Here is a 15081-nt window from a genome sequence, read left to right on the forward strand (position 1 = left end):
GACACACTATATTATTTGCATTTTCCTAGGTAACGGAATTTGAAATTCTTACCTTTAGGTGATGGGAATTGACTGCGATCGTCAACACGTTCACGAAGATAATCAATCATGCGCTCGTAGCACTCCATACCTGAAATCGCTTTGAGACGGGCAACGAACTGAGTATCTCGATACTGGAATTTACCGGTACCAGGAACAAGGAGAACTCGTTTAAAATCGACGATACCTTCGTACCAGCCATCATTAATTTCATTGAGACGTATAACAGCAGGTGTAGCTTTAGATATAGGCTGTACAGTATCTATCTCGTGAACAGCTTTCTTATCCTTAAAATCCTGCATTGTTTTAGCTTCTGTTTTGATTATAATGAAATAAACTCGTGGATGAACCTTATAGCGTTTAGGATAATATACATCGCTAGCAACATATTCGCGGATATCAGCCTCAAGCAGCGGGGTCATTTCTATATCTTCGATTGAACGTAAAAAATCAATAGCCTCGTCGACAGTATACACGAGTACTTCCTTATCAAAATATCTTAAATATAAATTCATTGTTTTTGTTTTTGAAAAAGATGTGGTTTCCTTATAAAATAGAGCGGAAAACGGGACTCGGACCCGCGACCCCAACCTTGGCAAGGTTGTGCTCTACCAACTGAGCTATTTCCGCAAAATTTCAAATTAAAAATGGTGAAGAGGAGGAGACTCGAACTCCCACGTCGCAATTGACACTACCCCCTCAAAGTAGCGCGTCTACCAATTCCGCCACCTCTCCAACATACGCTGAATAAAAAAGAGTGCCCAGAACAGGACTCGAACCTGCACGCCTTGCGGCACACGCACCTGAAACGTGCGCGTCTACCAATTCCGCCACCTGGGCATTTTTATCATCTAGGCCATTCCTAAATGTCTCTTTTTTGTTCAACAAGTGAGCGGAAAACGGGACTCGGACCCGCGACCCCAACCTTGGCAAGGTTGTGCTCTACCAACTGAGCTATTTCCGCATTTTGCATCAAGACTTGCTTTATATTTTGCTTGTCTTAGCAACCTCTCTCGATTGCGGATGCAAAGGTAATGCTTTTTTTGAAACTGACAAAATTTTCGGGCGTTTTTTTTCAAAAAAGTGCGATTTTATCGAGTTTTTTGACAAATGTGGCCCTAATCCATGCGATTTCGGTAGTCTTCATACCCAAAATGGCGTAGAATCTCCAATTTTCCATCTGAGTGAAGCATACCTATTGCAGGATGTGAAATTCCGTTAAAAGTACAAGTTTTAACAGTTGTATAATGAATCATATCCTCGAAAATAACTTCTTCGCCAATTTTTAATTCGTGATCAAAACGCCATGATGACATAAAATCACCACTCAAACATGAATTACCACCGAGACGATAAACAAACTGTGAATTACATTTTTGATCTTCGGGCTCGACAATTTCTGCACCACGAACCTCTGGCATGTATGGCATTTCGAGACAATCAGGCATGTGACATGTAAAACTAACATCTAGAATTGCTGTACGAATACCTTTATCTTCAACAATATCGACAACATGTGATAAAAGTGGACCAGTTTGCCATGCAAATGCACTTCCTGGTTCAAGAATAATTTTTAGCCATGGATAACGTTTATGGAAATCGTTCATCAATTTGATTAGCAAATCAACATTATAGTCTTTTCTGGTCATAAGATGTCCTCCGCCAAAGTTTATCCACTTTAGTTGTGGAAACCATTTGGAAAATTTCTCTTCTATATGAACCAAAGTTCGTTGAAACACATCTGCCCCACTCTCACAATGACAATGACAATGAAAACCTTCAATATCAGAAGGCAATTCCTCTGGCAGTTTGTCGGCAGTAACACCAAAGCGAGTGCCAGGAGCACAAGGATTATATAATAAGGTTCCAACCTCGGAATATTCAGGATTTACACGTAGGCCTATAGAAACAGACTGGGCCTGTGAGTGGAATCGCTCATACTGCGATAACGAGTTAAACGTGAGGTGAGATGAGCACTTAACAATCTCAGGAAACTCATCCTCTGTATAGGCAGGCGAATAGGTGTGTGCGGGAGCCTTAAACTCTTCAAACGCTAAACGCGCTTCACTAAGTGAACTTGCCGTTGTGCTATTAATATACTCACGGAAAATTGGGAACGTCTTCCAAAGAGCGAATGCTTTGAAAGCAAGAATAATCTCTATATCGGCTTTCGCCGCAACTTCACTAATTAGAGCGAGGTTACGGCGAAGCTTTGTTTCTTCTATAATATAAATAGGTGTATTCATTTATTTCTTTAATGGTACAGTAAAGCTAAAAGTACTACCCTGTCCTTCGACTGATTCTACATAACAATCTCCACCGTTCTTACGGGCAAAGTCCTGGCAAAGCTGAAGTCCTAAACCTGAACCTTCTTCACCACCTGTGCCATATGTGGTATCACCTTTCTTAAAAATAGAGCCAAGTCGTTCGGCTGCTATTCCAACGCCATGGTCGGTAACGCTAATTTTTGCAAAATCGCCCATAACTCCCATTTTAATTTCAATACTAGAATTCTCTGGTGAGAACTTGATAGCATTAGAAAGGAAATTTCGCATAACTGTCTTAAGCATATCATTATCAGCTGTAACGATGAGGCTTTCGGGCGACGGTTGTAAATCAAGTTTGATATGCTTTGTCTGAGCTATCATCTCGAAAATATCAACAACACCAGGAACAATATCATTTAAATCGAGATCCTGAATGACCACTGTTAGGCGTCCTGTCTGACTCTTTGTCCACTTGAGAAGATTATCAAGCAAATCATGTACCTCTTCAGATTCACGATTGGCCTTATCTAGGAGTTCGTAAAGTTCGGGGCCAACAGTCTCAGGGGTAGCTGATGCCACAACCAAATTGAGCACCATACGTATGCTGGCCATTGGTGAACGCAAATCATGTGCGATAACCGAGTACATCTTGTCACGGTTGCTAAGTGTGGCACGCAGTTCGGCATTTTGTTGCTCGATGATACGCTTGGCGGCAACAAGAGAAATCTGTTGCATAACACGCATAACTAGCTCTTCCTTATTAAAAGGTTTAGTAAGGAAATCACTTGCTCCAACCTGGAATCCATGAACTAGATCCTGAGGTGTATTCAAAGCCGTAAGGAAGATGATAGGAATATCCTTGGTGTCCTCTTCCTTTTTTAAAACTACAGCTGCATCGAAACCACTGATATCCGGCATCATTACATCTAGAAGAATAAGATCGGGATGCTCTTTACGGGCCTGTTCTATACAGGTAGTACCATTGTTTGCGGTAATAACTTGGAATTTTTCGTTAGTGAGTAATATTTTAAGCAACAAAACATTGCTCACAACATCATCTACAATAAGTATCTTATACTCACTGCGATTTATTTTGGACTCGAGAGTGTCTGCTACATCCATAACTTTTAGCTAGTAATGCACTTATAAAACGTTTTATATGGTTGCAAAAATAGTGCAATAATTTGAAATTACCAAATTATTACACCATTTTTTTGCATTTTAGGGCTTATAATGCCTATTTCTACTTATATTCTGACCATGATTTGATACCAATACCCTCGATACCAACCGTGCAGAATGCATGGATAAATGCACTTGCCAAACGGCTGTTGGTAATAAGAGGTACATTAAGATCGATAGCTGCACGGCGGATTTTATAACCGTTTGTCAGCTCGTGGGTGGTAAGGTTCTTCGGGATGTTCACCACCATATCAATCTTATGTTCGTGAAGTAGGTCTAGTGCCTGAGGCTGGGCATCCTCAGATGGCCAATGTACCAAAGTGTTCTGGATACCATTGTCGGTAAGATACTTTGAAGTACCACCTGTGGCATAAAGTTCGTAGCCGTTTTCAACTAACTGTCGTGCAGCATCAATCATCTCTGCTTTTTGTTTGGCTGAACCTGTTGACAGCAGGACTGTCTTCTTGGGAATGCGATGGCCTACGCTAAGCATAGACTTAAGTAATGCAGTATCAGTATTGTCTCCAATACAACCAACCTCGCCAGTTGATGCCATATCTACGCCAAGAACAGGGTCGGCCTTCTGTAAACGGTTGAACGAGAACTGAGAAGCCTTAATTCCAACATAGTCGAGATCAAAGAGATTCTTCTCCGGCTTTTCTACAGGCAAGCCAAGCATTACTTTTGTGGCCAAATCAATCAGATTGAGTTTGAGCACCTTACTTACAAATGGGAATGAGCGAGAAGCACGTAGGTTACACTCAATAACAAGGATATCGTTCTCGCGAGCCATATATTGAATGTTGAAGGGACCATTGATATGTAGTGCTTTGGCAATCTGACGAGAGATACGCTTGATACGGCGAACTGTCTCTACATATAGTTTCTGTGGTGGGAATTGTATTGTGGCATCGCCAGAGTGAACACCTGCAAATTCGATATGTTCGCTGATGGCATAAGCCATAATCTCGCCATCCTTGGCTACAGCATCCATTTCAATCTCTTTGGCATTTTCGATGAACTTAGATACTACGACTGGATGATCCTCAGAGACATTTGCAGCAAGCTGCAGGAACTTCTCAAGTTCTTCCTTATTTGAGCATACGTTCATGGCTGCACCAGAGAGCACATATGAAGGACGAACCAAAACCGGGAATCCAACACGATCTACGAAGTTATCAATATCCTCCATAGAGGTGAGCGCACTCCATTCTGGCTGATTAACACCTATCTCGTTAAGCATCTGTGAGAACTTAGCGCGGTCCTCGGCTCCATCAATATCAACAGCTTGGGTACCAAGGATGTTAACGTGCTGCTCATCAAGGTAGACTGCTAGATTATTAGGTATCTGACCACCAGTAGAAACAATCACACCATAAGGCTGTTCCATATCGATAATGTCGAGAACACGCTCGAATGTTAGCTCATCAAAGTAAAGACGATCACACATATCGTAATCGGTTGAAACGGTCTCAGGGTTGTAGTTGATCATAACCGAACGCCAGCCTTCCTTACGGATGGTATTCAAAGCCTGAACTCCGCACCAGTCGAACTCTACTGACGAACCGATGCGATAAGCACCTGAACCAAGAACGATGATAGACTTCTTGTCGGCCTCGAACTTAATATCGCTTGCAACACCACTATATGTAACATACAAATAGTTAGTCTGTGCAGGATACTCAGCTGCAAGAGTATCTATCTGCTTAACTACAGGTAGGATGCCAAATTGCTTACGGCGATTACGCACCAACAGAAGTGCCTCGTGCATATTGCGGGTTTCACCCTCAAGACCAATGGCGCGAGCTATCTGGAAATCAGTAAATCCATATACTTTTGCCTGGCGAAGAAGATCCTTATCAAGTGTATTGATATTCTGCTTCTTCAGTTGCTCATCAATGTCGATGATGTGCTTCAGTTTCTGCAAGAACCACTTATCAATCTTTGTCAGCTCGTGGATGCGGTCGATATCATACTGAGGATCATGCATAGCCTTCGAGATGACAAAGATACGCTTATCGGTTGGCTCGCGCAGGGCTGCATCGATATCGGTAATCTTTAATTCCTTATTCTCAACATATCCATGCATGCCCTGACCAATCATACGCAGACCTTTCTGGATAGCCTCCTCAAAGTTACGTCCGATAGCCATAACCTCACCTACCGACTTCATTGAAGAACCAAGTTCCTTATCTACACCGTGGAACTTAGAGAGGTCCCAACGTGGAATCTTACAAACCACATAGTCGAGTGCAGGCTCGAAGAATGCACTGGTAGTCTTTGTTACGCTGTTCTTAAGCTCAAACAGTCCATAACCCATACCCAACTTAGCAGCAACGAAAGCCAATGGATAACCTGTAGCCTTAGAAGCCAAAGCCGAAGAACGACTCAAGCGAGCATTAACCTCAATAACTCGGTAATCTTCTGATTGAGGGTCGAAAGCATACTGTACATTACACTCACCCACAATACCGATATGGCGGATAATCTTAATGGCAAGTGCACGCAACTTATGATATTCAGAATTGGTAAGTGTCTGAGATGGAGCAATTACAATTGATTCACCAGTATGGATACCTAGTGGATCGAAGTTCTCCATGTTACATACTGTGATACAATTATCGTAGCGGTCACGAACAACCTCGTACTCAATTTCCTTCCATCCTTTCAGAGACTTCTCAACCAATACCTGTGGAGAGAAAGCGAAAGCTTTTTCTGCAAGTTTGTTAAGCTCTTCCTCGTTATCACAGAAACCTGAGCCCAGACCTCCAAGTGCATAAGCTGCACGAAGGATGACTGGATAGCCAAGTGATGCAGCAGCCTTACGGGCATCTTCAATATTATCGCAAGCCTGACTCTTGATGGTCTTTACACCAATCTCATCCAACTTCTTTACGAAGAGCTCACGGTCCTCAGTATCCATGATAGCCTGAACAGGTGTACCTAGAACCTTGACATTATACTTTTCGAGTACGCCACTCTGATAAAGTTCAACACCACAGTTCAATGCTGTCTGACCACCAAAGGCCAACAGAATACCATCAGGACGCTCCTTAGCTATAACCTTTTCTACGAAATAAGGCTGAACAGGAAGGAAATAAATCTCATCAGCCACACCCTCAGAGGTCTGAACTGTAGCAATATTCGGGTTAATCAAAACCGTTTTAATACCCTCTTCGCGAAGAGCCTTAAGGGCTTGAGATCCACTATAGTCGAACTCACCGGCTTCGCCTATCTTCAATGCACCTGAACCAAGTAACAGGACTTTCTTTATACTATTATCTTTCATATCTATCAATTATTAGAGGGTTTCAATAAAGCGATCAAACATAAATTCTGTATCAACAGGACCTGAACAAGCCTCTGGGTGGAACTGAGAAGAGAACCAAGGATGTGAAAGATGGCGAATACCTTCATTAGAGCCATCATTCATATTGACAAACAATTCACGCCAATCGTTTCCTAGTGTACTTGCATCAACTGCATAACCATGATTCTGTGAAGTTACGTAACAACGATTTGTGCCAACCTCACGAACTGGCTGATTGTGTGAGCGGTGACCATATTTAAGTTTATAGATGGTGGCTCCGCCCGCTTTTGCTAATAACTGGTTTCCCATACAGATACCACAGATTGGCTTGCGCGATGCAGACATCTGCTTCTTTAAGATCTCAACAGCATCTACACACATATCAGGATCGCCAGGACCGTTTGCAAGGAAAAGTCCATCAAACTGCATGTCTGTATAGTCGTAATTCCAAGGAACTCGGATAACCTCAACATCACGGTTAATGAGGCAACGGATGATATTATTCTTTACGCCACAATCAACAAGAACAACCTTACGTCCTGCACCCTCATTATAACGAACAACGTCCTTACATGAAACCTTATCAACCCAGTTAACGCCTTCGTATTCTGCTGATGGAATATTCTCTGGCTCATCGTCAAAGATAATCTGTCCCATCATAACTCCGTGCTCACGAAGTACCTTTGTTAGTTGGCGTGTATCAATACCGGTAATGCCGGGAACTCCCTCACGCTTAAGCCAATCTGCAAGACTCTCGTTAGCATTCCAATGTGAATAGGCCTCGCTATAATCGCTAACAATAATAGCAGAAGCATAAATCTTGTCGCTCTCCATAAATGTGGCCAGGCCATTCTGTTCAATAGTGAATGGTGGTACACCATAATTACCAACCAACGGATAAGTAAGTGTCATCAATTGTCCGGCATAGCTGGGGTCTGTAAGCGATTCGGGATAACCCATCATTGCTGTATTGAACACCACTTCGCCAGCTACGGCTTTCTCGCTACCAAAGCTCTTGCCGTGAAATTTTGTTCCGTCCGAAAGGACAAGTGTTACATCTCTCATATTTTTCCTTTATTATATCTTATTTCTTTTTAGAAAAAAGGCGAAACGTTAAAAAACGAATCGCCCTCTATTTATTCAACAGTAACAGATTTTGCTAAGTTTCTCGGCTGGTCAACGTTCTTACCTTTGCAAACAGCAACGTGATAAGCCAACAACTGAAGAGGAATCGTTGCAACCAATGGTTCGAGACACTCCAAAACGTCTGGAAGTTCAATCACCTCATCGGCAATCTTAGAAATGGTGTCGTCACCCTTAGATACCAAAGCAATGACCCTACCCTGACGTGCTTTAATTTCCTGAATATTCGATAGAACTTTTTCGTACATCGCGTTATGTGTAGCGATTACAACTACCGGCATGTCAGAATCAATAAGGGCGATAGGTCCGTGTTTCATCTCTGCAGCTGGATAACCTTCTGCATGTATATACGATATCTCTTTGAGCTTCAATGCACCTTCTAAAGCAACTGGATATGAGAATCCACGACCAAGATAGAGGAAGTTATGTGCATATGTAAATGTGCGTGCCAAATCAGCAACCTTATCGTTGGTCTGCAGCACCTCACGAATCTTCGTAGGAATCTCACTAAGACCTTTTACAATCTCAAGATATTCCTTGCGGTTTACAGTACCCTTTGCCTCGGATAATGCGAGGGCAAACATTGTAAGTACAGTTACCTGACCAGTAAAGGCCTTGGTAGAAGCAACGCCAATCTCAGGACCAACGTGGATGTATGTACCAGTATCGGTGGCACGTGGAATACTTGAGCCAATGGCATTACATATACCATATATAAATGCGCCCTTCTCCTTAGCCAACTGTACAGCGGCAAGGGTGTCGGCAGTTTCACCACTCTGGCTGATAGCAATAACAACATCGTCCTTGGTTACAACTGGGTTACGATATCTGAACTCTGATGCATACTCTACTTCAACCGGTATGCGGCAGAGCGTCTCTATAATCTGCTTACCGATAAGACCTGCATGCCAAGATGTTCCGCAGGCTACGATAACCACACGCTTAGCGTTAACCAGTTGGCGGCGGTAATCGATAAGAGCCGAAAGCGTAACATGATCAGCCTCTACGTTAACACGTCCGCGCATACAGTTAGTAAGGCATTCTGGCTGTTCGAAGATCTCCTTCAGCATGAAGTGCGGATAACCACCCTTCTCAATCTGTCCGAGATCTATATCAACAGTCTTAACTGCCAGCTCCTGATCTTCACCATGTATATTAACCACATGAAGATCCTCGCCACGACGGATAACAGCAATGTTACCATCTTCGAGATAAACAACCTTGTCGGTATACTCCACGATTGGGCTTGCATCTGAGCCGAGGAAGAATTCATCCTCACCTATACCCACAACCAGTGGACTCTGCTTACGTGCACAGATAATCTGATCCGGATCACGCTTGTCAAGTACTGCTATAGCATAAGCACCGATAACCTGATACAAAGCAACCTGAACAGCCTCCAAAAGAGTAAGCTGCTTATGTTCCTTAATATATTCGATGAGCTGTACCAGCACCTCGGTATCTGTATCAGAGACGAAGTGTACGCCTTTAGTCTGAAGTTTTTCCTTCAACTCGGCGTAGTTCTCTATAATACCATTATGTATTATTGCCAGATTCTTGCTTTCTGAATAATGTGGGTGCGCATTACGCGATGAAGGCTCACCATGTGTAGCCCAACGGGTATGAGCAATACCTATAGTACCGCTAATATTCTTATCGTTACAATATTCACAAAGATTGTCGACTTTACCTTTCGACTTGTAAACATTCAAGTCGCCATTATCGTTGATGAGTGCTACACCGGCGCTATCGTAACCTCGATATTCCAGTCGGCGTAAGCCTTTTATTAGTATTGGGAAAGCTTCTTTATTCCCGATGTATCCTACGATTCCACACATAACCTGTTTTGTCGTTTTGTCGTATATATTGTAATTTCGGCTGCAAAATTACAATAAAAATCCGAAACCACAAACATTTTGCTAAAAAATCTTTGTATTTTCTTACATAAAACAAAAAGTCCACCAAGATTCACATCTGGGTGGACTCTCTGCGGTGCGTACGAGATTCGAACTCGTGACCTCCTGCGTGACAGGCAGGCATTCTAACCTACTGAACTAACGCACCATTACTATGGAACGAATGAAAAAAAACTTGCGGTGCGTACGAGATTCGAACTCGTGACCTCCTGCGTGACAGGCAGGCATTCTAACCTACTGAACTAACGCACCTTAAAGCTCTCTTGCTTAATTGCGGGTGCAAAGGTAGTGATATTTTTGGAAATACCAAAACTTTTCGGCACTTTTTTGCGATTAAATCGCATTTTTTTCTAAAAAACATACTGAAAGAGCACAGAATCGCTATATTTTGCCCCATCAAAGAGCCAATCTTTGATTTCTGCACCAATCTGGAAACCTGCTTTTTTGAACAACAGAATTGATGGTTTATTATTGGTATCAACATAAGCATAAAGCTGATGAAGATGCAAAATCCTTAGTGCGTAATCAGAAATCTTGTTTAAAATAGCGGTACCATACCCCTGACGACGATAAGAATTCAATATAATCAGCCCCACCTCAGCGCGACAATTTGCAGGGTCGAAGTTGACAAGATCAACAACTCCAACTATTTTTCCTTCTATATTCTCTACCATCATACGTACCTGTCGATCGGTATAGATATCGTTTTTTGCATTTGCCACATAGTCGTGGAGCAGATAACGTGAATAAGGAACGTTAGAAGTACCAACATTCCAAAGCTCCACATCATTCTCAATGCGATAAAGAAGATCGAGGTCTTCAGGCTCGATAGCTCTCAGTTTTATCTGTTTCATCCTAAATGTAGTTTTTTACGTATTATATCAGCTAAAGCCAACGAGGCGCGAAAATATATAGCGCACTTTACTGGCAGCGTAAAGAAAAAGCTAAGATGACTATAATGCTTGCGAAAGAAGATGAGCATGGCTTGATAGAACACATGCACATAACGAAAATCAGATTTCTTGGTCGACTGCCCTTTATAATGTATAATAGAATAAGGTAGATACCAGTTCTGCCATCCTCCCTTTAATAGTCGATATGATAGGTCGATATCTTCGCCATACATAAAGAAATCCTCATCGAGAAGTCCTATCAGGTCTAGTGCTTTACGACGAACCATAAAGAAGGCTCCACTAACAACCTGAATCTGTCCAGGTTCATCCCACGAGAGATGGCTCATATAATAACGCCTGGTAAATCCCAGCATTTTGCGGGCAGCTACCCATGGTGTTGGTATAGCTCTACGACTTTCAGGAGCTAGGGTGCCATCGGCATTATGCATCTTAACGCCTGCAGCTCCAGCTTCAGGATGTTCGTCCATAAAAGTAAGGACGTTACGTATAGTGTCTTCGGCTACAACTGTATCAGGATTTAGCAACAAGACATATTCTCCCATACTCTGTCGTATGGCTATATTGTTTGCCTTTGAGAATCCAAGATTCTCTATATTATTAATAAGGTGTACCCATGGATAATCTCGGGCTATTACCTCTGCGCTATCATCCGTGCTGTTATTATCCACAACAAATACTTCGCTCTCAACATCTTTAAGAGCTAGTGCGACACTATCAATACAAGCAGTAAGGTATTGTCGAACGTTATAGTTAACAATGACTACAGATAGTTTCATTCTTCTGATTCAACCTCAGATTGACAACGGCTCATGGTGGGGAATACGAAAGGCAAACAAAGCAACTGGATGATTGCCATGTAGCCAAAGGTGGTATTCATGAACATATAATATAAATAGGTATTAGCCACCATAGGAATCAATAGAAGAGCCAAACGCAGAATGCCCCACTTAAATAGAGCATGTTCCTTCTTGGTTACAAGATCTTGGTGTACTTTGGGGAATTTAAACAAGCGCAAAGCTAAAAACACACCACCAAGAGTTAACAACTCCATGAGCGCAGTAAGAAGGAATTCGGAATTCTTTTGTTCTACAAACAAGCCTGATTCCATGAAGCCGGTCTCATAAAGCACTACCGCACCTATTGCAAATAGTAATGCAAATATAAATACAGCCATCAATTGGTTTCTTGTCTCTTTCATATTCTATAGTTTTTATTTTTCTTCAAATAATGTGCGGTTGGTGATTGAGCGTCCAAGTGTAACCTCATCGGCATACTCAAGTTCGTTGCCTACAGCTATGCCACGGGCTATCACGCTGACTTTAACCCCAAGGGGGGCAAGCTTGCGATAAATATAGAAGTTCGTTGTATCGCCCTCCATCGTAGGACTAAGTGCTAGAATAACCTCCTGCACCTCACCCTCGCCTACTCGATTAATCAGCGAGTCAATCTCGATATCAGCTGGCCCCATTCCGTCCATTGGCGAGATGACTCCGCCGAGCACGTGATAGAGTCCTTGGAATTGCTGGGTATTCTCAATGGCCATCACGTCCTGAATGTTTTCAACTACGCAAACCGTAGTCTGATCACGACGATGGTCGGCACAAATAGGACAAATATCACTATCGCTGACATTATGGCAAACCTTACAGTATTTCACTTCGGCCTTCAGTTTACTAACTGCTTCGGCAAAACTGGCTATATCAGCATCGTCCTGACGAAGCATCCAGAGCACAAGGCGCAAAGCAGTCTTTCGACCAATACCGGGAAGTTTCGAAAACTCTTGTACGGCCTTTTCCAGTAACTGTGATGGGTATTGTTGCTGTATCATATCTCTGAAAGTTCTAACCAACGCATTGATTTCTCATCTAGTTCGTCTTTAAGTAGTGGCAAACGTTTGCTCTTCTCTGTCAGTTCATCAACCGAAAGAGTTCCGCTGCATAAAGCCTCTTCAAGTTCGCGTTGTTCTGTTTCAAGTTTTTCTATATCAATCTCAAGTTGTTCCAACTCACGTTTCTCTTTGTATGTGAGTTTGCGTTTCTGCTGGGTATTATTCTCAGGTGCAGTTTTTGTTTCTTTATCTGTTTTTGTTTCCTTTGACTCTTTGGGCTCATTAGGTTGAAGCTGACTCCATTGGCGATACTGTGTGTAGTTTCCAGGGAAATCCTTTATATCTCCATCACCATTAAACACTAAAAGATGGTCTACAACTTTGTCCATAAAGTAACGGTCGTGACTTACAACAATCACGCAACCTGGAAAATCCTGCAGATATTCCTCAAGAATCTGTAGCGTTACAATATCCAAGTCGTTGGTAGGCTCGTCGAGTACCAGGAAGTTGGGGTTCTTCATCAGAACCGTACAGAGATAAAGCTTACGACGCTCACCTCCACTCAGTTTATAAACATAGTTATGTTGCTGTTCGGGGGTAAACAGAAAATACTGTAGGAATTGTGATGCTGAGAAGTGCTTACCGCCCCCCATATCTATATATTCAGCAATATCTTTTACAACATCTATCACCTTCATCTGATCGTCGAACTGCAATCCCTCCTGCGAGAAATAGCCGAAACGAACGGTGTCACCAATATCAAATTTTCCTGTATCAGGAGCCACTTGACCTAGCAGCATTTTTATAAATGTAGACTTGCCGGTACCATTATTACCTACGATACCCATTTTCTCGAATCGCGAGAAGTTGTAGTAGAAGTCCTTCAGTATAACCTTTTCATCAAAGGCCTTTGATACATATTGGCATTCAAAGATTTTAGAGCCAATATATACATTACGTGATTTCAGTCGTATCTGGCGTTCCTCAATACGCTGCTTAGCCACTTTCTCGAGTTCATAGAAGGCTTCTTCGCGATAGCGGGCTTTATGTCCACGAGCCTGAGGCATGCGACGCATCCACTCTAACTCTGTGCGATACAGATTGTTAGCTCTCGCTATCTCTGCACGACGATTGTCGATACGCTCTTGGCGTTTCTCTAGATAATAACTATAGTTGCCGCGATAGCTGTAGATAGTCTGATCGTCTAGCTCCAAAATAACAGAACAGACACGATCGAGAAAGAATCGGTCGTGAGTTACCATCAGCAGGGTTTTGTTGCCTCGATTCAAGAAACCTTCAAGCCATTCAATCATCTCCAGATCTAGATGGTTAGTAGGCTCATCCAGAATCAGCAAGTCAGGATCGGTAATCAGTACATTTGCTAAAGCTACACGCTTCTGCTGTCCGCCACTAAGTTGTCCCATTGGCTGATTAAGGTCGCGAATCTTAAGCTGGGTAAGAATCTGTTTGGCTTTCAACACCTTCTCTGGGTCATCTTTATGATTAAAGCAGGCATCGAGAACACTCTCGGCTGGATCAAAGTCGGGCGACTGCTCAAGCATACCCACGCGAAGATCACGACGAAAGATGATTTCGCCATTATCATAACCCTCTTTGCCAGACAGAATAGAAAGCAGTGTACTCTTACCAGTTCCGTTTTTAGCAATCAATCCAACCTTCTGTCCCTCGGAAACCGAAAAGCTAATGTCATTAAATAACACTAACGAGCCAAACGACTTCGTTAGGTGTTGTACGTCTAAATAAGGTATCTCTTTAGCCATTTTTCAGCTCATTATTGATACCTTCTATATAATCAAGCACTTCATCACGCCCCTGTTTCTTCTCCGAAGATGTGACGAAAATCGGCGGCAACTCCTCCCAGGTCTCGCTGAGCACTTTTTTATATGCAGCTACATTTTGTGCTGCCTTTGATGCACTCAGCTTATCGGCCTTAGTAAATATGATGGCAAAGGGAACGCTACTTGTGCCAAGCCATTCAATAAACTCTAGGTCTATCTTCTGTGCCTCCAGTCGGATATCAATTAGCAGAAACACATTCACCAGTTGCTCTCTCTGCAGAATATATCCGTTAATCATCTGCTCAAGTTTCTGAATCTCCTTTTTTGAACGCTTGGCAAATCCATAACCAGGTAGGTCAACCAGATACCATTCATTGTTAATGATGAAATGGTTTATCAACAACGTCTTACCCGGAGTAGCACTAGTCTTTGCCAGATTTTTCTTTCCTGTAAGCATATTAATCAAACTTGACTTGCCTACATTCGATCTGCCAATGAATGCATACTCGGGCTTAGTATCCTTCGGACACATCGACTCCATTGGAGCACTAAGTGTAAATTCTGCTTTCTTAATTTCCATTATATATCTATTTTGGGTGCAAAGATAAGAAAAAAAAACGAAAATATTTGGTGGTTCGCAAAAATATGCGTACCTTTGCATCGTTTTTCCAAAACAATGCTTC

12 protein-coding genes and 6 tRNA genes are annotated in these 15081 nt (G+C 42.4%); all 18 read right to left on the minus strand.

Annotation, left to right across the window (positions count from 1 at the left end):
• Positions 1 to 11: 11 nt before the first annotated feature.
• The 18 genes from BUB86_RS08170 to yihA all read right to left on the minus strand — a co-directional run bounded on the left by BUB86_RS08170 (position 12) and on the right by yihA (position 14978).
• Positions 12 to 554, minus strand: coding sequence for a hypothetical protein (locus tag BUB86_RS08170; protein WP_073208189.1), 543 nt, complete (start codon positions 552 to 554; stop codon positions 12 to 14).
• A 42-nt stretch (positions 555 to 596) separates the two neighbouring features.
• Positions 597 to 669: transfer RNA gene (locus BUB86_RS08175), tRNA-Gly, on the minus strand.
• An 18-nt stretch (positions 670 to 687) separates the two neighbouring features.
• Positions 688 to 774, minus strand: a tRNA-Leu gene (locus BUB86_RS08180).
• Between the two features lie 23 nt (positions 775 to 797).
• Positions 798 to 879: transfer RNA gene (locus BUB86_RS08185), tRNA-Leu, on the minus strand.
• Between the two features lie 51 nt (positions 880 to 930).
• Positions 931 to 1003: transfer RNA gene (locus tag BUB86_RS08190), tRNA-Gly, on the minus strand.
• Between the two features lie 154 nt (positions 1004 to 1157).
• On the minus strand, positions 1158 to 2285 hold the full coding sequence (nspC, locus tag BUB86_RS08195) for a carboxynorspermidine decarboxylase (RefSeq protein WP_073208194.1): 1128 nt from the start codon (positions 2283 to 2285) through the stop codon (positions 1158 to 1160).
• Positions 2286 to 3428, minus strand: a complete 1143-nt coding sequence (locus BUB86_RS08200; protein WP_073208197.1) for a hybrid sensor histidine kinase/response regulator — start codon at positions 3426 to 3428, stop codon at positions 2286 to 2288. It abuts the gene before it with no gap.
• A 121-nt stretch (positions 3429 to 3549) separates the two neighbouring features.
• Positions 3550 to 6777 (minus strand): carbamoyl-phosphate synthase (glutamine-hydrolyzing) large subunit, encoded by a 3228-nt coding sequence (carB, locus tag BUB86_RS08205; RefSeq protein ID WP_073208200.1) that lies wholly within the window; start codon positions 6775 to 6777, stop codon positions 3550 to 3552.
• 12 nt (positions 6778 to 6789) lie between these two features.
• Complete coding sequence (gene carA / locus BUB86_RS08210) at positions 6790 to 7863, minus strand: glutamine-hydrolyzing carbamoyl-phosphate synthase small subunit (protein WP_073208203.1); 1074 nt, start codon at positions 7861 to 7863, stop codon at positions 6790 to 6792.
• Between the two features lie 71 nt (positions 7864 to 7934).
• Entirely contained in the window at positions 7935 to 9779 is a 1845-nt protein-coding gene (glmS, locus tag BUB86_RS08215; protein WP_073208206.1) for a glutamine--fructose-6-phosphate transaminase (isomerizing), read from the minus strand.
• Positions 9780 to 9931: 152 nt separating this feature from the next.
• Positions 9932 to 10005 (minus strand) — tRNA-Asp (locus BUB86_RS08220).
• A gap of 30 nt (positions 10006 to 10035) precedes the next feature.
• Positions 10036 to 10109, minus strand: a tRNA-Asp gene (locus BUB86_RS08225).
• A 98-nt stretch (positions 10110 to 10207) separates the two neighbouring features.
• The gene (locus BUB86_RS08230) at positions 10208 to 10711 is read right to left on the minus strand and encodes a GNAT family N-acetyltransferase (protein WP_073208209.1); all 504 of its coding nucleotides are present in this window, start codon (positions 10709 to 10711) and stop codon (positions 10208 to 10210) included.
• Positions 10708 to 11547, minus strand: a complete 840-nt coding sequence (locus tag BUB86_RS08235) for a glycosyltransferase family 2 protein (RefSeq protein WP_073208212.1) — start codon at positions 11545 to 11547, stop codon at positions 10708 to 10710. Before BUB86_RS08235 ends, BUB86_RS08230 begins: the two co-directional genes overlap by 4 nt.
• The gene (locus tag BUB86_RS08240; RefSeq protein WP_073208215.1) at positions 11544 to 11969 is read right to left on the minus strand and encodes a hypothetical protein; all 426 of its coding nucleotides are present in this window, start codon (positions 11967 to 11969) and stop codon (positions 11544 to 11546) included. The genes BUB86_RS08235 and BUB86_RS08240 overlap by 4 nt, the downstream gene beginning before the upstream one ends.
• A gap of 12 nt (positions 11970 to 11981) precedes the next feature.
• The gene (gene recR / locus BUB86_RS08245) at positions 11982 to 12599 is read right to left on the minus strand and encodes a recombination mediator RecR (RefSeq protein WP_073208219.1); all 618 of its coding nucleotides are present in this window, start codon (positions 12597 to 12599) and stop codon (positions 11982 to 11984) included.
• Entirely contained in the window at positions 12596 to 14380 is a 1785-nt protein-coding gene (gene abc-f / locus BUB86_RS08250; RefSeq protein ID WP_073208222.1) for a ribosomal protection-like ABC-F family protein, read from the minus strand. The genes recR and abc-f overlap by 4 nt, the downstream gene beginning before the upstream one ends.
• The gene (gene yihA, locus BUB86_RS08255) at positions 14373 to 14978 is read right to left on the minus strand and encodes a ribosome biogenesis GTP-binding protein YihA/YsxC (protein ID WP_073208226.1); all 606 of its coding nucleotides are present in this window, start codon (positions 14976 to 14978) and stop codon (positions 14373 to 14375) included. The genes abc-f and yihA overlap by 8 nt, the downstream gene beginning before the upstream one ends.
• Positions 14979 to 15081 lie beyond the last annotated feature (103 nt).

This window comes from Xylanibacter ruminicola (assembly GCF_900142525.1).
Classification (GTDB): Bacteria; Bacteroidota; Bacteroidia; order Bacteroidales; family Bacteroidaceae; genus Prevotella; species Prevotella ruminicola_A.